The sequence below is a fragment of the Micromonospora zhanjiangensis genome, assembly GCF_042650605.1.
GTDB classification, from domain to species: domain Bacteria; phylum Actinomycetota; class Actinomycetes; order Mycobacteriales; family Micromonosporaceae; genus Micromonospora_J; species Micromonospora_J zhanjiangensis.
This window is the reverse complement of sequence record NZ_JBHSBN010000004.1, coordinates 1-22478: the sequence shown is the minus strand read 5'-3', so window position 1 is coordinate 22478 and position 22478 is coordinate 1. Positions and strand designations below refer to the sequence as shown.

The following is a 22478-nucleotide window of genomic DNA, read 5'->3' as shown; positions in this document are numbered from 1 at the left end:
GCCACCCTAACGTGCGCGACTGACATGTCCCTGACCGGAGGACTCGCTCCGAGGCCCGGCTCGGTGGGTCCATGTGTCGGGAAGGCGACGGAATAGTCGATCACTCTTGCACAGGGTGAGCCGAAGTCGGAACATTCGGTACTCGCTAGAGGTAGGAGGCAAGGTGGGCATCTTGGATGGGGTCCGTCGTCGGTTGCAGGCCAGTACGCTCGCTCATCAAAGGTTACAGTCAGCGTTCGACCCGGTGCCCACCGCTGTAGCGCCAACCACGGGCGGCTTCGTCGTGGTCGATGTCGAAACCACCGGACTGAGAACGTTCAAGGACCGCGTGGTCGAGATCGCCGTCATCACCACTGATCGATCTGGCCGGACCGTGGACGAGTGGGCAACGCTGGTAAATCCGGACGGGCCTGTCGGCGCGACAAGGGTCCACGGAATCACGGCCGCCGAGGTCAGACGCGCTCCGCGGTTCGGCGACCTCATTGGTGAACTGACCGGCCGGTTGGCCGGACGCGCACTGGTGGCGCACAACGCCCCCTTCGACATCGGGTTCTTGCAGAACGAGTACGAGCGCGCCGGTTGGACCATGCCCGTCTGTCCGTACCTGTGCACGCTGGACGCGAGCTGGACGTACCTTCCCCATCTGGATCGACGTCGGCTCTCCGACTGTTGCTCGGCCTCCAGCATTCGGCTCGACGACGCCCATTCCGCACTCGGTGACGCTCGGGCCACAGCAGCCCTGCTGGTGTCGTACCTCGATCCGGATCGCGGACTGCAACCGCAGCGCGACCACTTGGGCCTGCCCGCGACTGCGGCGCGAATCCCATGGCCTGCGATCCCTCGCCGCGCTGTTGAAATCGCTGTGCGGCATCCCGCCGAATCGGCTCCTGTACCGGCCCAAGCGGGTACGCTTTCCGCCCTCCTCGACGATCTACCCCTGTCGGCCACCCTCGAGGAGGGAGCTCCGATCGGAGCAACGGCCTATCTGGAGTTGCTCGCCGAAGCCTTCGAGGACGGCATACTGACCAGCGAAGAGGCAGCCGCCCTCGCCAGCCTCGCCAAAACGTACTCGTTGACGAGGGAGCAGGTCGAGGCAGCGCATCGGGGTTTTCTCCTGGCGCTCGCTCACAAGGCCATTGAGGATGGCACAGTCACCCGCGACGAGCGTCAAGAGCTACTTGGGGCCGCGCTAGTCCTCGGATACAACGACGGAATCGTCAGGGCTGTACTTGACGAGGCACGGGCTGCCCTGACCGAGCAACGCGGGAAGACCTGCAGGCCGTTGCCTGACTCATGGGTTCATGGCGAACCGCTCCATGTCGGGGACGGCGTTGCCTTCACCGGCTGCGACGAACTGGTCCGGGCCCGGTTGGAAGGGCAGGCTAAGGCGAGCGGACTACGTGTGACCGGGTCGGTGTCACGTAGAACCGTCGTGCTCGTCACCGACGGAAGTGTCCCGGACACGAGGAAGGCGCAGGCCGCCCGCCAGTTCGGGACCCGCACCGTCGAACCAGGCATCTTTGCGGAACTGGTCCAATACGTCCAACCGGCGACGACCGTGCCGGCAAGCCGTACTCGATCCCCAATCAGTCCGGCGCCCGTCCAGTCAGCGACCATCAACACGACCGTCTCCGACTCGCCCGTCTCCAACGCCGTCATCCGAGCCTGGGCTCGGGCTCAGGGGAAGCCTGTCGGCGTACGAGGCCGGATTCCCATTGATGTCGTGACGGCGTACCACGCCGCCCATGGCCTTGACGTCGCTGTCCCTCGATGCGAACAGTCTCGTGACAGTTAGAACGCCGAGGCTGCCCATGACCCCCTCGGACGAGGGTTAACCGACACCGCACCAGTAGGTGTCGGGTCAAATTCGGTCGCTGGCCAGGTGCGCGAGGCCGGCCGGTGGAACCGGGCCCCGTCCCGGGCGCGGTTCCACCGGCTGCGTCGATGTGTCCTTCAGGAGAGGGCGCAGCTGACGCCGTTGAGGGTGAAGGAGCCGGGCTTGCCGGTATTGCCGGTGTGGGTGGCCTGGAAGCCGATGTCGGTGGATCCGCCTGCTGCCAGCGTCCCGTTGTACGAGACGTTGCGTGCGGAGATCTGACCACTGGAGCCCGTAAAGGTGGCGTTCCAGCCGCCTGTCACGGTCTGTCCACTGGGCAGGGTGAACACCAGGGTCCAACCGTTGATCGTCGATGCGCTGCGATTGGTGATGTGGATACTGGCGGTGAATCCGTCGCTCCATGAGTTCATCGTGTAGCCCACCTCGCAGGCGCCCGACTGGCTCGGCGGAGGTGAGGTGGTGGGCGGCGGCGTCGTGGGCGGCTGCGTGGTCGGCGCCGGCGTGGTGGGCGCCGGGGTGGTGGGCACCGGGGTGGTGGGCGGCGGCGCCGTGGAGAAGGTGATGTTCGAGACGTAGGAGTTGATGTTCCAGCTCGCGTCCGGGTCGGTCTGGCTGGTGACCGGTTTGCCCTGGACGGTGAAGTTGCTGAAGTGCACGCCGTTGATATTGACGCTCGACGATCGCCCGTGCAGGTTGACGACCTTCTTCACGTCTGAGGAGACGTTCGTGAAGTAGGCGTCCCGGATCGTCGAGGTGTTCTTCACCGTGCGCCAGGACGGCGGGCGATCCTCCTGCAGGTCGATCAGGCTGTCGGTCTGTTCCACCCTGACGTCCTCCCATCGGGTGTTCGAGACGACGGCGGTGTCGACCGCGTCGATCACCATCGAGCGCCCCGCCTTCACCACGTCGATGTCGCGGAAGACGATCCCGTCCATCGAACTTCCTTCGGTCTTGGTGCCGATCTTCGCGCAGGCGGAGTTGCTGTAGCAGACGATGTGTTCGTGGATCACGTTCTTGGTGTTGATCGTGCCGCTGTTGGCGAACTCGTTCTTGGTCGCCATGTTGTCGTCACCGGTGTAGAGGAACGCGTTCGTCAGCAGGCTGTTGGTCGACTCGTCGAAGTCCACGCCGTCGGTGTTGTTGTACCCCGTCGTGGGCCGGCAGTTGATCAGCTTGTAGTTCTTGATGGTGACCTTGTCGCTGCGGTAGACGAGCGTGTTCCAGTAACTGGAGTCGCGTACGGTGACGCCGTCGACCAGGATGTCGGAACTCTCCTCAATCTTCAGCAGGGCCAGGTTGATGCCTTGTGCCCGCAGGTATTTCCCGTTCCCGTCGATGACACCGCGGCCCAGCAGCTTGGCGTTGCTCACCCGGAACATCCGGAGGGAGGCGTGCTGCATGCCCTCGATGTTCACCCCACCGCTGCCGGTGTTGAAGTCCCCCTTCTGGTTCGAGCCGTAGAGGACCGCACCGGTGGCCAGGTAGAGGGTCATATTGCTCTTCATCCACAACTCGCCGACCTGGTACCGGCCCGGAGGCACGTACAGGACGTTCCGGGTCGCCCCGGACGCGGCGTCGATGGCGCTCTGGATCTTTGCCGTGACCAGGGTCGCGCCGGTGTTGTCGACGCCGTAGTCGGCGAGGTTCTTGACGTTGGCGTCCCCCAACTGGGGCGCGTTCGTCTCAGGCGCGTCGATCAGGATGAACAGCAGTTCCTTGGCGTCGAATTGGACGATTAGGTAGTTCGGGCCGCTGTTGAAGGTGATGGTGTTGCCGCTGCGGGCAACGGCGAGTTTCCGGCTCTTGGGGCTGACGGTGTACGAGCTGAAGCTCTCGGCGACAGTGACCGAGAACTGGGCCGTGCCCGCTCCCGCCATCGAGCAGTGCGCATAATGCACCTGCATCTCAGGGGCGTACTTTGTCATCTTCTCGACGAACAGCGGCGTACCGTCCGTCGTGACGGTGTAGAGCGGACTCTTCGTGGCGCCGCGCAGGGCGGGATCCGCTACGCAGCCGCCGGCGGCCAGGCCGGGCGAGCCAGTCCCAGCCGCGGTGGTCGCACCGTAGACCGGCGCCCCTAGGACTCCCGCCCCGACACCACCGAGGGCGAGGAGAGCGGTCGCTGCCCAGATCGCGAGACGTTTGTTCTTCATAGGGACCTTTCCCGGTGATTGACGGCGTTTGTCGATACGGCCGGACAGACGACTGCGGCGCCGGCGGAACAGATCAGCCCGGCTTCAGCAGGATCGCGCCGGCGTTCGCGCCGGCCTGCCATGTGGCGATCCGGTTGACCCGGGTGAGGATGGCGAACGAACCGGCCTTTCTGTATCGCTCTGATCACCGCTCCGTTTTCCTTGCCAAGGGGAATTCGGAGCGGGGGCACGGCTTCGACGAAAAACTTTCACGCAGTACGCTACGCCGTGACGTCGATGTTCGTCAATGGAAAAGCGGACTGTGGGCCAGAAAGTATCGGGCCAGACCGCGAAAGTTTCCGAAGCCGACCCCGACGACCGGCGCAGAGCCCTGAGCCGGACGGTCGGCCGCCGGCTGGTCCGTACGGGATTCACGCTGGTCATGCCGCGCTGGGGCGACTGGACCAGTGACCTGGACGGCCCGGCCCTGACCCGCGCGACGCGGGCCGGGACCGGGCCGTGGGAGTCGCTCCGGGTCAGCCGAGCATGCCGACCCGGTAGTGCCCTGCGGGCTGCTTGAGGATGACGTTCATCCGGTTGAAGGCGTTGATGAGGCTGATCAGCATGACCAGGTTCGCGAGCTGGTCCTCGTCGAAGTGCTTGGCGGCGTTCTCCCAGACCTCGTCCGGGACGCCGCCCGCCGCGTCGGCGATCCGGGTCCCCTGCTCGGTCAGTTCCAGCGCCGCGCGCTCGGCGTCGGTGAAGACCGTCGCCTCCCGCCAGGCCGCGATCAGGTTGAGCCGCAGCGCCGTCTCCCCGGCGTGCGCGGCCTCCTTGGTGTGCATGTCGGTGCACGCGCCGCAGCCGTTGATCTGGCTGGCCCGGATCTCCACCAGATGCCGCGTCGCGGTGGGCAGCGTCGAGTTCGCGAGCATCGGACCGACCACGGCGATCTGCTTCACGATCTTGGCTGCTGCCGGGTTCTCGAAGATGTTCATACGGGCGTGCATGGCGGGCTCCTCTGCCGTTGCCTGTGGTTACACAGGTACGACAGAACAGCCCGCCGAGAACTGACAGGGTGTGACGCGGGTCTCGGGCTACGGCTGGCGCCGCGCCGGGCCGGCGCGACGGCCTGACCGCGGCAGCGAGGATCGGGCGGCGGCGGCCGTGCGGTCAGGCGGCGTCGCGCAGGCCGAACCGGTCGGCGAACGCGGAGAGTTGGTCGCGCTGCTCGGCCGGGTCGGCGCTGGTCGGCGGGTGTACTCCAGCGCGTCCGGGTCGCGGCCCGCCTCGGCGGCCGCCCGCCGGGCGAGGTCCAGTTGCGCGGCCCGCTCGTCCGGCAGCAGCGCGCCGCCGGGGAAGAAACCGTCGCCGCGCCGCCCGGCCCGCCGGGCTGCGGCCCGGCTCGACCCGCCGACGTGGATCGGCAACCCGGTTCCCCCGTACGGCTTGGGGAAGCTGCACAGCTTGTCGAAGTCGAAGAACTCGCCGTGGAAGTCCACCCCGTCCTCGTCGCCGGCCCAGAGCAGTCGCAGCACGTCGATCGCCTCGTCGGCGCGGCGGCCCCGGCTGCGGAAGTCGACGCCCATCGCGTCCGCCTCACCGGGCAGGCTGCCCAGGCCCACCGTCAACAACCGCAGCCGGCCCTTGGCCAGCAGGTCGATGGTGGCCAGCCGCTTGGCCAGGACCACCGGGTGGTGGTACGGCAGCAGCAGCACGCCGGTGCCGAGCAGCAGCCGGCTGGTGGCCGCGGCGACGAAGGCGAGCAGGTCGAGCGGGTCGGCGAACGGCAGCGACGGTGCGACCCGGTCCGGATCGACGCCGTAGAACGGCGTGCTGTAGTTGACCGCGAACTTCATCGCCGCACCTCCGACCCTGCCTGGTACGGGCAACGCTAGGCCGCCCGACCGGCGGGCGCCGCTGGCGGGATCACAGAAGATCCGCCGCCCGGGGTCTTGACCCTGCCGGCGGAACGGACGGTCGCCCGGCCACGACCGGCTACCGGTAGGGCCGGGCGATCACCTCGATCGCATACCCGGCGAAACTCGCTTGTCGGCGGAGACCGGACCGGGAATGCTGCCGGCGTGCGACGGATGCATGCGGATCAACTGTCGGTGCCGGTCGGGACGGTGCGCGAGCTGGTGGCCGAGCAGTTCCCGCGGTGGCGGGACCTGCCGGTGCGGAGCGTGCCGTCGCAGGGGACGGTCAACGCCATCTTCCGCATCGGCGACCGGCTGGCGGCCCGCTTCCCGCTGCAGCCCCAGGACATCGGGGCGGCGCGGCGCTGGCTGGCGGCGGAGGCGGAGGCCACCCGCGAGTTGCTGGGCCGGACCCGGTTCCGGACACCGGAACCGGTCGCGTTGGGCGAGCCGGGAGCGGGGTATCCGCTGCCGTGGTCGGTGCAGACCTGGCTGCCGGGCGTGGTGGCGACCGAGGACGACCCGGCCCGGTCGGTGGGATTCGCGCACGATCTGGCCGAGTTCATCCTCGCCGTGCGCGCGATCGACCCGCGCGGCCGGGTCTTCGCCGGCGGTGGCCGGGGTGGCGACCTCCGATGCCATGACGCGTGGCTGGAGACCTGTTTCGACAAGAGCGAACATCTGCTGGACGTACCCCGGCTGCGCCGACTGTGGCGGGTCATGCGGGAGTTGCCGCGGGGCGGGGCGGACGTGATGAACCACGGTGACCTGATTCCCGGCAACGTGCTGGTGGCCGGCGGTCGGCTGGCCGGGGTGCTGGACGCGGGCGGGTTGGGGCCGGCCGACCCGGCCCTGGACCTGGTGGCCGGCTGGCACCTGCTCGACGCGGGACCTCGACAGGCGTTCCGGACGGCTCTCGGGTGCGACGACCTGGAATGGGAACGGGGCCGGGCCTGGGCCTTCCAACAGGCGATGGGCGCCCACTGGTACTACGTGGACAGTAACCCGGCGATGAGCGGGATGGGTCGACGGACGCTGGACCGCATCCTGGCGGCCGAGTCTCCAGGAAATAGTTAACAGTCTTGACAGATACGCTAGTATCGACACACTTCACTGGAGAGCGCTCTCCAGGACCCCGCCGGTCCCCCCACCGGCCCCCGTCCCCACACCCGAGGAGACCCCCGTGAACAGAACAAGGGCCGTCCGCCGGGCGCTCGCCCTGGCCACGGTCGCCCTGACCGCCGTCACCGCCGCGCTCACCGGCCCGGACCAGACCGGGCCCGCCCGGGCGGCGATCGGCGGTATCACCTGGCAGGACGAGTTCAACGCGCCGGCCGGCACGCCCGTCGACCAGAGCAAGTGGCGGTTCGACATCGGCGGCGGCGGTTGGGGCAACAACGAGTTGCAGTACTACACCAACAGCACCAGCAACGCCGTGCAGGACGGCCAGGGCAACCTCGTCATCACCGCGCGCCGGGAGAACCCGAACAACTACCAGTGCCACTACGGCCGCTGCGAGTACACCTCCGCGCGGCTGTTGACCTCCGCGACGTTCAACCAGGCGTACGGGCGGTTCGAGGCGCGGATCAAGATTCCGCGTGGGCAGGGCATCTGGCCGGCCTTCTGGATGCTCGGCAACGACATCGGCAGCGTCGGCTGGCCCAACTCGGGCGAGATCGACATCATGGAGAACATCGGCCGGGAGCCCACCACCGTCCACGGCACCATCCACGGTCCGGGCTACTCCGGCGCCGGCGGCATCGGCGGCGGCCGCACGATCGGCGCACCGCTCGCCGACGACTTCCACGTCTACCGGGTGGACTGGGAGCCCAACTCGATCGTCTGGTTCCTCGACGGCGTCGAGTACTTCCGGGTCGACCCGAGCCGGCTCGGCGGCAACCGCTGGGTCTACGACCACCCGTTCTTCATGCTGCTCAACGTGGCCGTCGGCGGTAACTGGCCGGGTAACCCGGACGGCTCCACCGCCTTCCCGCAGCAGATGCTCGTCGACTACGTACGGGTGTCCGGCTACACCTCGGGCGGCGGCGACCCGGGCGGCACGACCCGGCTGCGCGGGGCGCAGAGCGGCCGGTGCATCGACATCCCCAGCGCCAACCCGGTCGACGGCGCGAAGCTGCAGATCTGGGACTGCAACACCACCGCGGCGCAGCAGTGGACGTTCGCCGGTGACGGCACGGTCCGGGCGATGGGCAAGTGCATGGATCCCGCCTGGGCCGGCACCGCCAACGGCACCGAGGTCAACCTCGTCACCTGCAACGGCAATCCGGTGCAGCGCTTCACCCTCAACGGGGCCGGCGACCTGGTGAACCTCAGCGCCAACCGGTGCGTCGACGTCCGCGACGCGGTCGCCGGCAACGGCGGCAAGCTCCAGCTGTGGGACTGCACCGGTGGCGCGAACCAGAAGTGGTCCCGCTACTGACCGGCACCACCGGACGGCGACCGGGCCGGTGCTCCCACCACGGCGGGGGCGCCGGCCCGTTTATCACAGGCAATTGATGAATTGCAATAACATGTCGCGATCATGACAAGCTATTCACATAAACACTCGTCGATGCAATAGTGGGACCTTCACCTGCCGGGCCGACCCTGGGGAATGCCATGCCTTTTCGTAAGCTGGCGAGCATCGCGGCGACCGGAATACTCGGTGCCACGCTGGGCCTCGCGGTTCCGACGGCCGCCCAGGCCAGTCACACCTGCAGGTCGCCGGGAGTCACCAACAACGGTGACGGCTACGGCATCATGAAAGGCGGCTACAACCTGAAGGTCGCCCCCTATTCCGACTGCGGGAACGTCGCATTCCTCGGCAAGGGCACCAAGCTCTACTTCTGGTGCCTGTCCTTCAACGAGTACGGCACCCCCTGGATGTACGGGCGCGTCGCGGGCACGAGCACCTACGGCTGGATGTCCATCGAGAACTTCTCCTCGATGACGGGCAACCGGGGCATCTGCCCGTAGCCTCGGTCGCGGCCCCTGCCGTGCAGCGTCAACGCCCGCGCCAGGCAGGCCACCCGCTCAGTTGCCGCCATGCTGCACCAGGGCCCAGCAGGCCGCGGCGAACGCGCCCGCGCAGGTGAGCGTCCGCAGCGCGTGCCACCGGGTCCACCGGCCGAAGAACGCGGCCCGCACGGCGCGTGGATCGGCGATCCGGTGCACCGGCCCGGCGGCGGCGAGGCGGTTGTTCAGCGGGATGTTGACCGCGAACGTGATGAGCAGCGTGAGGGCGTAGAGCACCAGGGCCACCAGCGTCGGCACGAACACGGACCGCCGGTCGGCGTTCTGGTAGACGGCCAGACCGCTGGCGATCAGGGCGCCCAGGAAGATCAGCCCGAACAGCCCGTTCTGGATCGCGACGTTGAACCGCTGCATGGCGTCCACGGCGACCCGGTCGTCGGCGCCGCGCAGACCGGGCAGCACCGAGCCGGCGTACCCGTAGAACAGACCGGCCATGAGTCCCAGCGTGAGGGCAGCGATCAACAAGGTCGTCGTCCGCAGGTCCGGCATGCCGGTCCCCCTTCTTCGATTGGCTTCGCGGTGTCCCCCAGTCAAGCCGGTCCGGGCTGGACGGACCATGGTTGAAAGGCTCGAACCCATGTTCAATCGTCTAGCCACCGGCCCGAGTGATCTGTACTTTGGGGCCATGGACACGCTGACCGGCCTGCTGGACGGCCCGCGCGCCCGAGGGGCCTTCCTGCTGCGGTCGATCCTGAACCCGCCGTGGTGTCTGCGGATACAGGACGAGGCACCGCTGTCCCTGGTCACGCTGGTGCGGGGCAGCGCCTGGATCACCCCCGGCGACGACGAACCGACCCTGCTGCATCCGGGCGACGTCGCCATCCTGCGGGGGCCGGACCCGTACACGGTGGCCGACCACCCGAAGACCCTGGTGCAGGTCGTCATCCATCCTGGACAGCGGTGCACCTCCGTCGACGGCACCGACCAGAGCGAGCTGATGGACCTGGGCGTCCGCACCTGGGGCGACAGCCTGGACGGCGAGACCGTCATGCTCAGCGGCACGTACCAGATGCACAGCGAGATCAGCCGCCGCCTGCTGGACGCCCTGCCGACGCTGCTGATCCGGCCCGCCGCGGCCGGCGACCGTACCCTGGTCGACCTGCTCGGGCACGAGATGACCAGCACCGGTCCGGCCCAGGAACTGGTCCTCGACCGCATCCTGGACCTGCTGCTCGTGTCGGTGCTGCGGGCCTGGCTCGCCTCGCCGGACGCGGGCGCGCCGGGTTGGCACCAGGCACAGAGCGACTCGATCGTCGGGCCGGCGCTGCGCATGCTGCACGACGATCCCGCGCGGGCCTGGACGGTGGCCGACCTGGCCGTCGGCGCCGGCGTGTCCCGGGCGTCCCTCGCCCGCCGGTTCAACGAGCTGGTCGGCGAGCCGCCGATGTCGTACCTGACCGGGTGGCGGCTGACCCTGGCCGCGGACATGCTGCGCACCGCGAACGTCACCATCGGCACGGTGGCCCGGCGGGTCGGCTACGGCAGCTCGTTCGCGCTCAGCGCGGCGTTCAAACGCGAACGCGGGATGAGCCCGCAGGAGTACCGCAACCAGGCGGTCTCGGCCCGCTCGCCGGACGACCGGCCGACCTGGCAGCCGCGCGGCACCGGCTCCCGGCACCCGGCCGGGATCCGGTCCCGGGTGGTCTGGCTCGCGGAGGCGGAGTGAACCTTTGTCAACCTGAACCGCGCGGCGCGCACGCGCCGCCTCCGACCTCCGCTGACGACGGCCCGCAAGGGGAGGTTGAAAACGGTTCAGTGAACGACGAGGCGACGCGGGAACTGCGGGACGCCGAACGGCGCCTGCAGCGGGCGCAACTGGCGTCGGACGTGGCCGCGTTGGATCGGCTGATCGACGACCGGCTGGTATTCACCGGGCCGGACGGCAGGCACTACACCAAGCACGACGACCTGCTCGTACACCGCTCGGGCCGGCAGTCGATGACCCGCGTCGACGAGGAGGACCTGACGGCGCTCGTGGTCGGTGACACCGGCGTGACGTGGTTCCTCGGCACGCTGGAGGGCGCCATCGCGGGCGAGCCGTTCCGGGCCCGGGTGCGCTACACCCGCACCTGGGTCCGTACGGACGGCGGCTGGCGCCTCATCGCGGCCCACGTGAGCCCGGCCGACGGCGACGACGCCGGCCTGAGCGGGTGAGGCCGGCACCGCCGTGAGCGTCGACCGGCCTACCGGTCCGGCGTACCGGGCGGCCGCTCGTCGGTGAAGTACCGGGCGTGGTCGCGGGCCCATCGCGCGTACGTCAGCGCGGGCCGGCCCAGCAGCCGCCGGACCGTGTCGGTGACCGGCTCGGGCCGCTCGACCATCGCGGCATGGCCGGCGACGATCCCGGCGGCCACCTCCGGCGGCATCGACGGGAAGAGTTCGGCGGCCGCCCGCCCAGGCCAACGTGTTCGCGGCGAACCCGCTGGAGCGCAGGAACGCGTACTCGGCGGCCGACCCGGCGATCAGACCCTCCAGGTGGGCGTGCGACCCGAGAATGGTCCCGTCCGACTCGGCCACACCGCCCGGGCCGGCCACACCGCCCGGGCCGGCCACACCGCCCGGGCCGGCCACACCGCCCGGGTCGGCCACACCGCCCGGGTCGTCCGGCACGCCGTGGGCGGACAGGTAGACGACGCGTCGGACGCGCTCGGCCATCGTCGCCACCAACGGTCGGGCCGCCGGGTCGGCGACGACCGACGGGAAGACGAGGAACGCCGCGTCCACGCCGTCCAGCGCGCCGCCCAGGGTGTCCGGCCGGGCGAGATCACCGCCGACGACCTCGACCCGCGGCCCCAGCACCGCCGACGCCCGCGCCGGGTCCCGGGACAACACCCGGACCCGTACGTCCCCCGCCCCGGCGAGTTGGGCGACGACCTGCCCACCGACCCGCCCGGTACCCCCGGTCACCAGTACCGTCCGCGTCCCGTCCATGCCCGTCCCCCGTCGGCTCGCCGGTCTCGTCCGTCGACGGTAGGAGTTGAACCGGACTTCAGGGCAAGGGTCGGACGGATGCCGCCTGCGTCACAGATGCCCGGTGTCGTTGAAGCTCACCAGGGTCGGCGGTCGGTCGGAATCCCACTGCACGACGGTGATCGCGCAGTTGTCCTGGTTGAGACCGATCCACCGCCACACCGGGGCGTCGAGCACGTGCCGGACGAACCAGCCGATCACGAAGTTGTGCGTGATCAGCAGTTCGTGCCGATCGTCGTCGCCGGTGACGCCGAAGTGCTCGACGGCGGTCCGCAGCCCGGCCGTGCTCACGTCGCGCTCGTCGTCCGGCACACCGTCGAGCCAGGCATGCCACCGTTGCGGATACCGGTCACGCTCGGCGACGGACGGCACCGGCGTCCGGTCCGCGACCAGGTCGCACTCGTGTCGGGGCACCCGCGGGAGATGCCGGCCGACGATGTCGGCGGTCTGGACCGCGCGAGCCAGCGGGCTGTGGTGGATCGCCGAGAAGGGCACCGCGTGGATGCGCCGGCCCAGCCGGTCCGCCTGGTCGCGGCCCAGCGGCGAGAGACCACCGTCCGGAGCGTGGCCGGCGGCCGGATCCTGCTCGCCGTGCCGGACGAGATAGAGCCGCGTACGCGCCACCGGTGCTCCTCCCCTTGCCTCGTCGATGATGGGCACGATCGTTCTGCGGGCTCACGCCCTACGTCTGAGCCTGCTCCTGGGCGTCGAGGTCGCGCAGCGCGAAGCGGAGGTGCTCCCACTCCTCACCGATAATCACGTGGAGGCAGTGCAGGACCGACACCTGGTGTTCGGCTGCCCACGGGTGCCGCCGAGGCTCGGCGAGCCGCTCCGGCGTGACGTCGGCGAGGAAGTCCCGCACCATGGCCTGCCGCCCGGCCCGCAGTGCGAGCACCTCGGCCAGGCTCGGCGTCGTCGTCGCGAAGACCGCCATGTCGAAACCGTCCGTCTCGTACTCGACGTGCGGCTGGCCGTGCGGGTGGAACGGCCGCGGCAACCCCAGGATCGCCTTGCCGAGCCACGCGTCGGCGGCGAACGCGAGGTGGCGCAGCGTCTGCGCGAACGACCACTCGCCGTCGACCGAGACGTCGACGGCGCCGGCGGGCATGGACCGGACCCGGTCGACCGCCTCGGCCCAGGCCCGTTCGAGCGCCGCCCATGCCGCCCGCAGGCCGTCCGGGTCGGTGGCGCGCCGCAACTCGCGGCCGACGAACCGCCGGTTGAGTTCGGTCTCGACGAACGGTGCGACGTCGACCCCGTTGACCAGCAGCGCGCCGTCGCCCAGCCAGGGCGCGTCGATGTCGAGCCCACGCACGTCGACGCCGCGCATCACCGCCCCGGCCAGCGTCGACCTGTCGAACCGCGCACCCCGCAGGTCCCTGTCGGCGAACGCCGTGTCCTGGTCCTGAGCCATCCCCGCCTCCCGTCAGCACGTCGCGGCGAGGGTAACCCAGGGGTACGACCCGCTTGGCGGTGCCGACTCGAGCGAACCTAGTCGTTCGGGTTCTCCCGCAGTGGTCGTACGGCCGCGGGAACCGGTGCCTGGCTCGTGTCCACGTACCGGGTGGTGAAGCTGCCGGTGTAGCCGAAGATCGGGCCGAGGCGGCGGTTGGTGACCCGGACGTCGATGCGGAAGCGGGCCGCCGCCTCGTCGTACCACTCGTGCAGGGTCGCCCTGCCGGTGAGCGCGTCCGGCACCCGGCAGCGGACGAAACCTTCGGTCAGGCGCTGCTGGCCGCTGCGGATGCGCAACCCACCGGTCGTGTCGACGCTCACCTGGAGGTCCACCGCGAGGTGCTGGTGGGTGCCGAGGAAGTCGACGATCCGGCCACGCGCCGGGCTGTAGACCATCGTGGCGTCGAACCGGCGGCGGATCCGGCTCAGTTCGAAAGTACGCACGAACGTCACCGTCTCCCGGCCGAAGCGGTCCCGGTAGCCGTAGTTCTCGATGGTGAACGGCACGTCGGTGCCGCGTTCCGGGAACAGGATGTGTCGGCCAGCCCCCAGCCGGAGGAACGGTACGAGGTGGCGGCCGCCGTGCCAGATGCGGTCCATCACCCCGGTCCCCACGCAGGCGGTTCCGGCCGTCGCCGAGACGGCGAAGCGTCGTTGCATTTCGGGGTGCAGCCGCTCGAAATCCGCACCGAGCGCCTGGCGGAAGATCCCGTGCATACCGGTCCTTTCCCGGTTACCGCGGCGCGGGGCCGCGACCGAAGGTGGCGAGCGAGAGGTCATGGCGAGTCGGTCGCGGCGGGCAACCGACTCCGGCGGCCGGCCTCCGTCGACGGGCGTCGGCGACAACGCCGGGCGGCCGGCGTCCAGGGCGAGGGCGGCAGGCCGAGCGCGGCGACCAGTGGCACCGGGCCGAACCACCACGCCGCGACGACGAGCCCCGTCCGGGCCACGGTCTCGGCGATCCAGCACCAGCGGCTCGCCGCCGGGCTGATGCCGTCCTCCAGCCACAGTCGCAGCCGGTCGAACGACCACGCGGTCGCCCAGCCGAACGCCGGGCGGAAGGCGCGATCGGTGAGCCGGCCCACCGGGCCCCAGCGCGGCCGATAGTCGTACGCGGTCAGGAAGCGGACGCCGGCGGGGGTCGGCACGTACCGCCAGTAGCCGCCGCCCCGGGCGATGAGCGACCGCCGGTCGTCGCAGCCGAACCGCAGCACCGACAGCGCGCTGCCGTCCGGGCGTTTCCGCGCCCCTCGGGTGAGTCCGAAGCCGTCGATGTGCAGCCCCGGTAGCAGCGTCGTCCGGTAGTGGAACCGCTCCGCCGTCAGGTGCTCGATCCGGGTGAAGCGCAGGTCCCAGCGGGTGTGGCGGTCCGGGTCCTTGGTGTGCCGCCACACCGCGTCCAGGTCGGCCCGGATCAGCGTTTCGACGTAGATCCGGCGCCCCATGACCCCTCCCGCACCGCGGTACGAAGTTGAGCGATCGCTCAGGACGGCACGCTACTCCGATTTGAGCGGTCGCTCAAGACTGCGTACCGTGGTGTCGTGGCCGACACGCGACAGCGACTGATCGACGGGGCGATCGAGACGATTCGCGTCCACGGCATCGCCGGCACCTCGGCCCGGACGATCGCGGCCACCGCCGGCGTGAGCCAGGCCCTGGTCTTCTACCATTTCGGCAGCGTGACCGACCTGCTCCGGGCAGCCAGCGTCGAGGCCACCCGGGCCCGGGTCGCCGCGTTCACCGAGCGCCTCGACCAGGTAGCCGACCTGCGCGAACTCCTCGCCGCGGGCCGCGACCTGCACGCCGAGGAGCGCGCCCACGGCAATGTGCGGGTGCTGGCACAGATGCTCGCCGGCGCTCAGAACGACCCCCAACTGGCCGAGGCCACCGCGACCGCACTCGAGTTGTGGGTGGCACCGATCGAGCAGACCATCGACCGGCTGCTGGCCACCTCCCCGGCCGCCGGCCTGCTCGACCCCGCAGCGTTGGCCCGGGCGGTGAGCGCCGCGTTCATCGGCCTGGAACTGTACGAGGGGGTGGCCCCCGAGGCGGCCCGTGCCGCACTGGACGCTCTGGACCGGGTGGCCCTGCTCGTGGAGACGATGAACGATCTCGGCCCGGTGGCCCGGCGCGCCCTGCGCGCGAAGCTACGCCGGGCCGCGTAGGTCATTCCGTCGGGCCGACCGCGGTGGCGGCGGCTGCCCTTCGGTCAGCGTCGCCGGCTCTGGACCGCAACCCGGGATGTCCGCGCCGAGCGGGCCGGGCGTCCGCGACGCCCGGCCCGCTCGGTCCACGGGATGGTTCAGCTGGCCGTACAGGACAACGACGGGACGCTGTTGGTGCCGGTCGACGACCCCAGGAAGCCGAAGGTCGTGCTGCCGCCGGCGCTGATCGCACCGTTGTAACTGACGTTACGGGCGGTCACCGCCGAGCCGCTGGCGGTCACCGTCGCACCCCACGCCTGGGTCACCTGCTGCCCGTTGGCGTACGTCCAGGTCACCGTCCAACCGCTGATCGCCGAACCACCGGCGGTCACCTTCACCTCGGCCTGGAAGCCGCCCTGCCAACTCCCCACCACCGTGTACGACGCCGAGCAGGACCGGCCGGCCGGCGGCGGAGTCGTCACCGGCGGCGTGGTCACCGGCGGGGTGGTCGGCGGAGTCGTCACGGGCGGCGTGGTCGGTGGGGTGGTCCCGACCGCGCTCATGATGGCGTCGATGATGCCCTGCTGGGTCACCGTGACGGCACTCCGGTTGAACAGCCCGAACCCGTACTGCCCGTTGTAGCCGTTGTCCCAGTAGGCGGTGGCCGCTCCGTACTTCTTGGCGGTGGCCACCAGGGTGCGGGCGTAGTCCGCGCGGTACCTGTTGTTCGTCGAGTCGAACGACGTCTTGTCGATCGAACCGTACTCACCCACGAACACCGGGTACCCGCGCGAGACGAAGGAGGTGTTCACCTTCTTCAACTGCGCGTCCATGTAGTCCTGCTGCCCCCAGGTCGACTTCCTGGCGGAGTTGGTGGCGTTCGGCCCCCACTGCGTGATGGTGGTGTTCTCCTCCCCGGTGAAGTCCCAGGGGTCGTAGTAGTGGACGGAGATCATGAGCCGCTGTTCGTTGGCGGGGATGGAGGAGGACCGGTACTGGTCCGTCGGCAGCACGAAGCCGTAGTTGCCGGTGGTGTAGTCGATGTTGGTGTTCCAGCCGGGGACGAGCAGCCACCGGGAGGCGTTGTTCCCGCCGGTCCTGCGCACCGTGTCGACGAAGGCCTGGTTGTAGGCGTTGATGTTCGAGTAGCACGGCTGGGTCGGGTTGCCGTACTGCCCGTCGAACTCCTCGTTCATGGACTCGAAGATCAGGTGCTCGCTGTAGCTCTGGAACTTGGTCGCGACCTGCTGCCAGACCTTCTGGTACTTGTCCTTGATCGTCGTCTGGTTGGACGAGTCGCAGATCAGCCAGGAGCCGTTGACGGTCTTGTAGCCGTCCCCGTGCATGTTGATCAGCACGTACAGGCCGCGGTTGTAGGCGTAGTTGACGACCTCCTGGATGCGGTTCAACCAGGAGGAATTGACTGTGTAGTTCGGGCCGGACCCGATGTAGCCCAGGTAGGAGATCGGGATCCGGATCGTCTTGAATCCCGACGCCTTCACCCGGTCGATGAAGGCCTGCGTCACCACCGGGTTGCCCCAGGCCGTCTCGCCGGGGGTTCCGTTGTTGCTGGCCTCAAGCGAGTTGCCCAGATTCCAGCCGGCGCCCATGTCGGCGACGAGTTGCGAGGCGTTCAGCTGGACCATGCTGTCGGCCGACGCGGAGTTCGCCACCAGGGCGGCGGATCCGGCGAACGCCAACACGCCGGCGAGAAACGCGAGCTGGATTTTTCTCAATCTTGATCTCATAGGTGTCTCCTGTCTTCACGTCTTACGGTTCGAGCCGCAATCGGTGGCACGTCGCCGGATCCGCGAGGAACCGGCCGCCGTACACGTCGGCACAGCGGGCGTGATCGTCTGCTGACCGGTCGACCCGGGGCCGGTCGCGTGACCGCCGGATCGCGACAAACGCGGTCGGCACTCAACGTGACCACCGGGCGTGGTGCCGGCCGGCGGTCGAGGCGTCAGCGATGGCCCGGAGATCGCTGCATCGCTGTGCCCTCTGCCCTGGGCGACGCGCCCACCGAGCACGTACGGGCGCGCGAGGAGGCGGTCGACGGGCCGGCCTCCCGTCACAACGGGTTGTCGAAGCGCTTCGACAATCCGACCCACTGCCTCGCGGGGTAGGTCCTGGAGCGGCTAAAGCATAGATGCAAGTAGATAGGACGGCAAGGGTCGCCGACCCGGCACTCCGCACCCCGGCTGAACCGCGTTCGACTTCGCCTCGTCATGAGCAGCGCGGCACAGCCTGAGCGGCCACCAGCAGCCGCCCGGATCGGGTTGCCGCCCGCCAGTTGCAGGCGGGCGTTTCCGGCCCAGGAACCCGCGACCTGGAAGCGAGCCGGGCAGCGTGGGCGAGGAAGGTTCACCTCACCGGGGCTGAGCGTCAGAATTCATCTGCGGGCCAGTGTCTCGACCTCGTCGAAGTATTCGGACACGACCGGTGCGTCCTTGAAGTTGTATCGGAGTACCCCGCTCAGCTCGCGCGAGCAGAGCAGAAGCGAGGGAAGCGACTGGCGGTCGCCGCCAAGTGCGTCCCGGCCGTGCGCGACGGCCTGGTCCACGTCACCGTTTCGGGCGGCCACCACACCGAGCGTCACCTTCGCCTCGGCCACCCGCATCGGCTTGCCGTACGTCCCGTCGAAGCGGGTCGACGTGCTGATGACCTCTGTCGAATACATCCGCGCCAACCGGTCCTCGCCGAGCGCGCGGTAGCAGTCCATGGCGTAACAGTCGAACTTGGCCGGATCGACGATGAAATGGTGGTCAAGGTCGTCGGGTGGGGGCAGGACGTCGAGCAGCGATCGACCCCGGTCGAGCGCGACCTCCACCTTCCGCCGGTCGCCCATCCGCGCCCAGGCTTTCGCCTCCTGCGCCGCGAGTTGAACCGCGACGCTGCGACTGCCGGCAACTTCGCAGCCCGCCCGGGCCGCCGTGACCACACCCTCGTAGTTGCCCTGGGTCAGGGCGAACCAGGCACGCATTTCCTGCGCCCAGCCCATGATGTCGGCGTTGCCGGCCTCCTCGCCGAGCGCCAGCGCGGCTCGCCGGGTCACTTCGGCGTCCCGGCGACGGCCCATGTCGTACTCGACGCAGCCGAGCAGCAGCGCGACGAGGCCAGCCAGCGACAGCACTTCCCGGTGCTGCGCCAGGGTCATCCGGCCGTCAAGGAGCCGGGTGATGCGGTGCAGCCAGGCCCGTCCTTCCATCTGGAGTTGGGCAGCCGGGGCGTACGGGTACTCGCAGCACAGACGATCGGCGGTGATCCGCAGGGCGTCGAGCGTCGCCGCGGACACGTCCGACGCGCGAAGCCGGGACATGATCTCCAGGGTGTCCATCCCACTGCCGGCGATCAACTCGGCGTCCGCGTCCCGGCGGGCCGGCCGCGGAAAGAAGGCGTCGGTGACGGTGCCGAACGTCCGCGCGATGAGCTTCTTGTAGAAGTCGTCGGGTTCGACCTCGCCAGCCTCCCACCGTTTCCAGCTCCACAGCAGGCTGGCGTCGCCCGCCAACGGCTCGGTCGAGTGGGACCTCATCAATCGGACGGCCTCGGTCTGCGACCATCCTCGGGCCGTCCGTTCAGCGCGCAGACGCCGCGCCCACGTCGGTCGTTCGTCCTCTGCCGACAGCTGACCCGCCATGCGGTAATTATGCGCCCGCAGGTGGGGACAGGGAGGGGACAAGTGCTTGTTCCCTCCCTGCCACCTGCCGTTTCTCCGGTGTTGCCCAGACATTGGACGTAAGCGTCTTGTCGGTGAAGACAAGGTCCGCGTCAACCTTCCGAACCCGGTCGCTCAGTAGTGGCACCGCTGCACTGGGCCAATTCACGAAAGATTCTTATGATGCCGTCCAGCACGAACCCCGCCAGCGCGCCGAGGATCAGCCCGAGCCAGCCGCCGCGTCTCAACTGCGCCGGCTACTGCCAACACTGCGGCCAGCACAACTGCCGGTCCACCGCCTGCATCACGGCCTGGTCCAGGGCCGTGTGGATGCCGTGTGACTGCTGCGGCGGTCACGGCTACGACCTCATCTCGACCCTGCCCTGCGCGTGCTACATGGGTGTCGTGCAGGTCGACACAACCGAGACGACGGCGGCATGACTGCTCCCAGCGGGCGGATCTCCTGCTGGAGTACATCGACGCTTACGCCTCCCGGCCGCACCGACATCACCGAAGCCACCCGACGGACCGGGACCCTGACCGTCGGCCCAAGCCGAATCGGCGACTCGTCGCCGCAGCCCTGCACCTGACCCACTTCGAGTACAAATATCTACCGGAAATCGCTGAGGTCACCTCAATGAACACGCACCGCCGTCCTTGGCGTAACCTGACGTCACCGCCGCTGCCTCGGCAACGCCCCCCATCAAAGCCATTCGCACGGCGCCCCGTAGCCAATGACCTCCGCTCAATACCAAATCTGGAGGCGGAGAGCGGAAGGCAAATGACGAACATCGCCCGACACTCGAAATCGCGCTCACCAGACGGCTACTCGGAAACGTTCAGTCCGATCAGTTCTGGTCGCTTCTCGGGGGCTCCCCAGTCCAAGATCTCACGTAGCTTCATGGACAGGTTCGTGATGTCAACTCCCGAATCACGCAGGTCCACTTCCACGACAGCCGAGATTTCAAGAATCTCCGCGTCTTCAGCTGTGAACTCCAGGTCCAGCATCGCGCCGTTAAGCCGCACGCGCCGCAGACAGTCGTAAACCGTGAACCCCTGCTCGTTCGAGACGTTGTAGGAGTCCATTCCAGACTGCACTTCCTGCTCGTCTGGCTCATAGGTGGATCGCTGGATCGAGAATGCCCTCTGAACGCCAGCGTCGTCGATCCCGCTGACGCCTACCTCAAGCGCCTCCTCGTCCTCGTAGTCCTCAAAGAACCCGACCTCTGTGGCGGTCAGCCTCATCCCTAACCCTTCGCCTTCCATGTTCCGGCACCCTTGGCCCCGTCCCATGTATACGTAACCGACACTCCCAATTCCCTGACCATGCGGTTCATCGCCCCCTTGCACCTTGAGCAGGGCGGAAGCTGGCCTCGCATTGTCACTGCGTCACCGCGCACGCGCCCACGCAACAGAGCCGCACGAGTCCCAAGCGCGTCAACTCCCATTGACTCCCGAGGCCGTGACGATCGCGTGGGCGGTCAAGGCCAGAACCCGACTCCCGGCGATCGACGCCGCTCCGCTACGCGGCACGCCACCGAATCCCGCTTCCGCCACCATCCCAGACACTTTCCATCGATATATCGACATTGGTTGTAAGCATTTGACGGCAACCGTGACGGCAACACAGGCAGACCGCAGCGTCAGTCGACACACATCGCCAACCAGTCGCTACCGAGCGCCACCACCGCTTTGCTGGCGAATTCACGCCCGTCGCCAGGAAAGCAGCACGATCACTCGACCCAACGGGACCACATGAAGCTCGCGTGCTCGCCATCATCCGAGCGCGTTCAGGATTGATCCATCCAGACCAGGAATTCTTGTGGTTCCTTTACTCTGAGAAGGTCGCCGATCGCCGACCTTGACACGGAATCCAACCAAGAATCGAGAGGCGTTACACCGCCAGGGAACCACCACTCCGAATGGTTCCCCGCCATTTTGAGCTCGCTATCCAGTAAATACCTATATTCAAACTGCACCTGGACATAGGACTCATGCTCTCCGTTTGTGTCAACGACTTCTAGTTGTCGCACCATACTCAGAACAAAGGTAGGTTCTGGAAGCCAGTTTACCTCCCCGTACTGAAAGAGATATCCGTCCGAGTCCTGGCCACCCGGGACATCGAACTCTGTCGCGGCGAACCTCCGGGCGAACTCTGTCAGTGCCGGGACAGGCGGGCCAGCAGGGACTTCATCGCCGACAAGGTCGCGAGCGATGTCGACCGCCTCGCCCACCTGACGTTTGCTCGACACTCGAACCTCCGTGTGCGATGCCAACAAGTTGGGGGGTCCGCCCCTCCGCATATCGTGCGACAGGGGCGGACACAGCAGTTGCTACGGCCAGAATCCGCCTTGGAGTTGCCTTCTAACGTGGTTGATCACGTCCAGCGCCTCACTCCTGTTCCTGGCCCCTCCCATGAGGTCGTTAACGTAATTGTAGTACTCATTGGTATAGATCCGGGAGTGCACCGATGCACCCGTAGGATTGGGCGACGAGCTACTACGCGGCAGCCAAACACCATTCTCGGCGTCGTTCACCCCAATACCGAACCGGTCGAGCTGCGCCCTCGCAGGAGCGGCCTTTGGTGAGTTGCCGGCAACGATATGGTGCGGGGAGTGCGGCGTGCTTGGCTCCAGATCACCAGCAGCATTTAGAGCATTCCTCAACTTCTCCGCAGATCCCGTATCACAGTTGTGTACGAGGACCGGCGTTGTGCCGGCTACCACATAGTACGTGTGGAGATCGTCGACGGTGAGATTGTGGACGGTGGCGACGGCGTCATAGGCGACGATGTCGATGACCCGGGCTCGTGCGCCGTCGGGCGTGACCAGCGTGTCGCCAGGTCGGAGGTCGCGGGCGTCGGTCCAGCTGTGGAGGTTGACAACCCAGAACGGGTGCTGGTCGGTGGCCGTGATGGTGGCGCCATCGGCAGGAGTACGGTCGCCGGCCCCCTCCCCCGCCACCACAGTGATCTCGACGAGATCCTTGCTGCCGGTACCGGTGATCTCCCGGGTCACGGTCCGAGCGCCGGACTCGCCGGTTTCCGGATCGGTCGCGACCACGGTGTCCCCGACTCGGACATTCTCGATGACCTTGGTCGATCCGTCTGACATCAGGACCTTTGTGCCGGGAACGAAACTGTTGCAGGAACCCGCGGCCGCCTCACCGGCGCTTGATTTCTTGCCGACCAGGGCTTCGGCGATGGGAGTGTCAAGAAAACGGTGTAACTCGATATTGGTGAAGGTCAGTTACGGCCTGCGGACAGGCGTCCGTCGAAGGCGAGGTCGAAGGCGTTGAGGGCGGGTTTCCAGCGGGTGATCCAGCGGCGGC

The 22478-nt window shown here is 68.3% G+C and carries 21 protein-coding genes and 2 pseudogenes; 7 read left to right on the top strand and 16 right to left on the bottom strand.

The features are described 5' to 3' along the window. Positions 1–163 precede the first annotated feature (163 nt). A complete protein-coding gene (locus tag ACFOX0_RS07785; RefSeq protein ID WP_377543148.1) occupies positions 164–1795 on the top strand; it encodes an exonuclease domain-containing protein in 1632 nt (543 codons plus the stop codon). A 158-nt stretch (positions 1796–1953) separates the two neighbouring features. Here the strand turns inward: ACFOX0_RS07785 and ACFOX0_RS07780 are convergent, their stop codons facing one another. From ACFOX0_RS07780 to ACFOX0_RS07770, 3 genes are all read right to left on the bottom strand, one after another. Continuing rightward, positions 1954–3990, bottom strand: a complete 2037-nt coding sequence (locus ACFOX0_RS07780) for a cellulose binding domain-containing protein (protein ID WP_377543147.1) — start codon at positions 3988–3990, stop codon at positions 1954–1956. A gap of 515 nt (positions 3991–4505) precedes the next feature. Next, positions 4506–4979 carry a carboxymuconolactone decarboxylase family protein gene (locus ACFOX0_RS07775; RefSeq protein WP_377543146.1) on the bottom strand — a complete coding sequence of 158 codons (474 nt, stop codon included), beginning with the start codon at positions 4977–4979 and terminating at the stop codon, positions 4506–4508. A gap of 87 nt (positions 4980–5066) precedes the next feature. Next, entirely contained in the window at positions 5067–5828 is a 762-nt protein-coding gene (locus tag ACFOX0_RS07770; protein ID WP_377543145.1) for a TIGR03619 family F420-dependent LLM class oxidoreductase, read from the bottom strand. 234 nt (positions 5829–6062) lie between these two features. Here ACFOX0_RS07770 and ACFOX0_RS07765 point away from each other — a divergent pair, with 234 nt between their 5' ends. The 3 genes from ACFOX0_RS07765 to ACFOX0_RS07755 all read left to right on the top strand — a co-directional run bounded on the left by ACFOX0_RS07765 (position 6063) and on the right by ACFOX0_RS07755 (position 8864). Continuing rightward, positions 6063–6965 carry an aminoglycoside phosphotransferase family protein gene (locus ACFOX0_RS07765; protein WP_377543542.1) on the top strand — a complete coding sequence of 301 codons (903 nt, stop codon included), beginning with the start codon at positions 6063–6065 and terminating at the stop codon, positions 6963–6965. A 106-nt stretch (positions 6966–7071) separates the two neighbouring features. Beyond that, positions 7072–8328 carry a family 16 glycosylhydrolase gene (locus ACFOX0_RS07760; RefSeq protein ID WP_377543143.1) on the top strand — a complete coding sequence of 419 codons (1257 nt, stop codon included), beginning with the start codon at positions 7072–7074 and terminating at the stop codon, positions 8326–8328. Positions 8329–8507: 179 nt separating this feature from the next. Continuing rightward, a complete protein-coding gene (locus ACFOX0_RS07755; RefSeq protein ID WP_377543142.1) occupies positions 8508–8864 on the top strand; it encodes a hypothetical protein in 357 nt (118 codons plus the stop codon). A 57-nt stretch (positions 8865–8921) separates the two neighbouring features. Here ACFOX0_RS07755 and ACFOX0_RS07750 read toward each other — a convergent pair whose 3' ends face one another. Next, entirely contained in the window at positions 8922–9356 is a 435-nt protein-coding gene (locus tag ACFOX0_RS07750) for an anthrone oxygenase family protein (RefSeq protein WP_377543141.1), read from the bottom strand. Positions 9357–9546: 190 nt separating this feature from the next. Here ACFOX0_RS07750 and ACFOX0_RS07745 point away from each other — a divergent pair. Together ACFOX0_RS07745 and ACFOX0_RS07740 are read left to right on the top strand one after the other, a co-directional pair. After that, positions 9547–10476, top strand: a pseudogene (locus ACFOX0_RS07745) (AraC family transcriptional regulator); the annotation flags it as partial. Positions 10477–10676: 200 nt separating this feature from the next. Next, positions 10677–11075, top strand: a complete 399-nt coding sequence (locus tag ACFOX0_RS07740) for a nuclear transport factor 2 family protein (protein ID WP_377543139.1) — start codon at positions 10677–10679, stop codon at positions 11073–11075. 29 nt (positions 11076–11104) lie between these two features. Here the strand turns inward: ACFOX0_RS07740 and ACFOX0_RS07735 are convergent, their stop codons facing one another. The 6 genes and pseudogenes from ACFOX0_RS07735 to ACFOX0_RS07710 form a co-directional block, all read right to left on the bottom strand. Next, complete coding sequence (locus ACFOX0_RS07735; protein WP_377543138.1) at positions 11105–11287, bottom strand: hypothetical protein; 183 nt, start codon at positions 11285–11287, stop codon at positions 11105–11107. Between the two features lie 241 nt (positions 11288–11528). Next, positions 11529–11852 (bottom strand): annotated as a pseudogene (locus ACFOX0_RS07730) (SDR family oxidoreductase); the annotation flags it as partial. A gap of 90 nt (positions 11853–11942) precedes the next feature. Then, entirely contained in the window at positions 11943–12515 is a 573-nt protein-coding gene (locus ACFOX0_RS07725) for a histidine phosphatase family protein (protein WP_377543137.1), read from the bottom strand. A 58-nt stretch (positions 12516–12573) separates the two neighbouring features. Further along, positions 12574–13305 (bottom strand): DinB family protein, encoded by a 732-nt coding sequence (locus ACFOX0_RS07720; protein WP_377543136.1) that lies wholly within the window; start codon positions 13303–13305, stop codon positions 12574–12576. Positions 13306–13382: 77 nt separating this feature from the next. Further along, positions 13383–14063, bottom strand: a complete 681-nt coding sequence (locus ACFOX0_RS07715) for a DUF4166 domain-containing protein (protein WP_377543135.1) — start codon at positions 14061–14063, stop codon at positions 13383–13385. Positions 14064–14122: 59 nt separating this feature from the next. After that, the gene (locus ACFOX0_RS07710) at positions 14123–14791 is read right to left on the bottom strand and encodes a hypothetical protein (RefSeq protein WP_377543134.1); all 669 of its coding nucleotides are present in this window, start codon (positions 14789–14791) and stop codon (positions 14123–14125) included. A gap of 96 nt (positions 14792–14887) precedes the next feature. On the opposite strand from ACFOX0_RS07710, the gene ACFOX0_RS07705 reads away from it, so the two are divergent. Further along, positions 14888–15511 carry a TetR/AcrR family transcriptional regulator gene (locus ACFOX0_RS07705; RefSeq protein ID WP_377543133.1) on the top strand — a complete coding sequence of 208 codons (624 nt, stop codon included), beginning with the start codon at positions 14888–14890 and terminating at the stop codon, positions 15509–15511. Between the two features lie 137 nt (positions 15512–15648). Here ACFOX0_RS07705 and ACFOX0_RS07700 read toward each other — a convergent pair whose 3' ends face one another. The 6 genes from ACFOX0_RS07700 to ACFOX0_RS07675 form a co-directional block, all read right to left on the bottom strand. After that, the gene (locus ACFOX0_RS07700; RefSeq protein ID WP_377543131.1) at positions 15649–17238 is read right to left on the bottom strand and encodes a cellulase family glycosylhydrolase; all 1590 of its coding nucleotides are present in this window, start codon (positions 17236–17238) and stop codon (positions 15649–15651) included. 644 nt (positions 17239–17882) lie between these two features. Continuing rightward, complete coding sequence (locus tag ACFOX0_RS07695; RefSeq protein WP_377543129.1) at positions 17883–19025, bottom strand: XRE family transcriptional regulator; 1143 nt, start codon at positions 19023–19025, stop codon at positions 17883–17885. Positions 19026–19973: 948 nt separating this feature from the next. Then, complete coding sequence (locus ACFOX0_RS07690; protein WP_377543128.1) at positions 19974–20393, bottom strand: Imm10 family immunity protein; 420 nt, start codon at positions 20391–20393, stop codon at positions 19974–19976. 2 nt (positions 20394–20395) lie between these two features. After that, positions 20396–20527: a hypothetical protein gene (locus ACFOX0_RS07685; protein WP_377543539.1), complete on the bottom strand. Its 132-nt coding sequence runs from the start codon at positions 20525–20527 to the stop codon at positions 20396–20398. A gap of 411 nt (positions 20528–20938) precedes the next feature. Beyond that, positions 20939–21400: a hypothetical protein gene (locus ACFOX0_RS07680; RefSeq protein ID WP_377543126.1), complete on the bottom strand. Its 462-nt coding sequence runs from the start codon at positions 21398–21400 to the stop codon at positions 20939–20941. An 81-nt stretch (positions 21401–21481) separates the two neighbouring features. Continuing rightward, positions 21482–22261, bottom strand: a complete 780-nt coding sequence (locus tag ACFOX0_RS07675) for a polymorphic toxin-type HINT domain-containing protein (RefSeq protein ID WP_377543124.1) — start codon at positions 22259–22261, stop codon at positions 21482–21484. Between the last annotated feature and the right edge of the window lie 217 nt (positions 22262–22478).

Bases quoted from the DNA above. Each gene is read 5' to 3' on its own strand.
- ACFOX0_RS07690 (WP_377543128.1), bottom strand. From the start codon at position 20,393: ATGAGGCTGACCGCCACAGAGGTCGGGTTCTTTGAGGACTACGAGGAC.
- ACFOX0_RS07695 (WP_377543129.1), bottom strand. From the start codon at position 19,025: ATGAGGTCCCACTCGACCGAGCCGTTGGCGGGCGACGCCAGCCTGCTG.
- ACFOX0_RS07735 (WP_377543138.1), bottom strand. From the start codon at position 11,287: ATGCCGCCGGAGGTGGCCGCCGGGATCGTCGCCGGCCATGCCGCGATG.
- ACFOX0_RS07755 (WP_377543142.1), top strand. From the start codon at position 8,508: ATGCCTTTTCGTAAGCTGGCGAGCATCGCGGCGACCGGAATACTCGGT.
- ACFOX0_RS07700 (WP_377543131.1), bottom strand. From the start codon at position 17,238: ATGAGATCAAGATTGAGAAAAATCCAGCTCGCGTTTCTCGCCGGCGTG.
- ACFOX0_RS07770 (WP_377543145.1), bottom strand. From the start codon at position 5,828: ATGAAGTTCGCGGTCAACTACAGCACGCCGTTCTACGGCGTCGATCCG.
- ACFOX0_RS07675 (WP_377543124.1), bottom strand. From the start codon at position 22,261: ATGTCAGACGGATCGACCAAGGTCATCGAGAATGTCCGAGTCGGGGAC.
- ACFOX0_RS07765 (WP_377543542.1), top strand. From the start codon at position 6,063: ATGCATGCGGATCAACTGTCGGTGCCGGTCGGGACGGTGCGCGAGCTG.
- ACFOX0_RS07750 (WP_377543141.1), bottom strand. From the start codon at position 9,356: ATGGCCGGTCTGTTCTACGGGTACGCCGGCTCGGTGCTGCCCGGTCTG.
- ACFOX0_RS07685 (WP_377543539.1), bottom strand. From the start codon at position 20,527: ATGCGAGGCCAGCTTCCGCCCTGCTCAAGGTGCAAGGGGGCGATGAAC.
- ACFOX0_RS07710 (WP_377543134.1), bottom strand. From the start codon at position 14,791: ATGGGGCGCCGGATCTACGTCGAAACGCTGATCCGGGCCGACCTGGAC.
- ACFOX0_RS07720 (WP_377543136.1), bottom strand. From the start codon at position 13,305: ATGGCTCAGGACCAGGACACGGCGTTCGCCGACAGGGACCTGCGGGGT.
- ACFOX0_RS07715 (WP_377543135.1), bottom strand. From the start codon at position 14,063: ATGCACGGGATCTTCCGCCAGGCGCTCGGTGCGGATTTCGAGCGGCTG.
- ACFOX0_RS07775 (WP_377543146.1), bottom strand. From the start codon at position 4,979: ATGCACGCCCGTATGAACATCTTCGAGAACCCGGCAGCAGCCAAGATC.
- ACFOX0_RS07780 (WP_377543147.1), bottom strand. From the start codon at position 3,990: ATGAAGAACAAACGTCTCGCGATCTGGGCAGCGACCGCTCTCCTCGCC.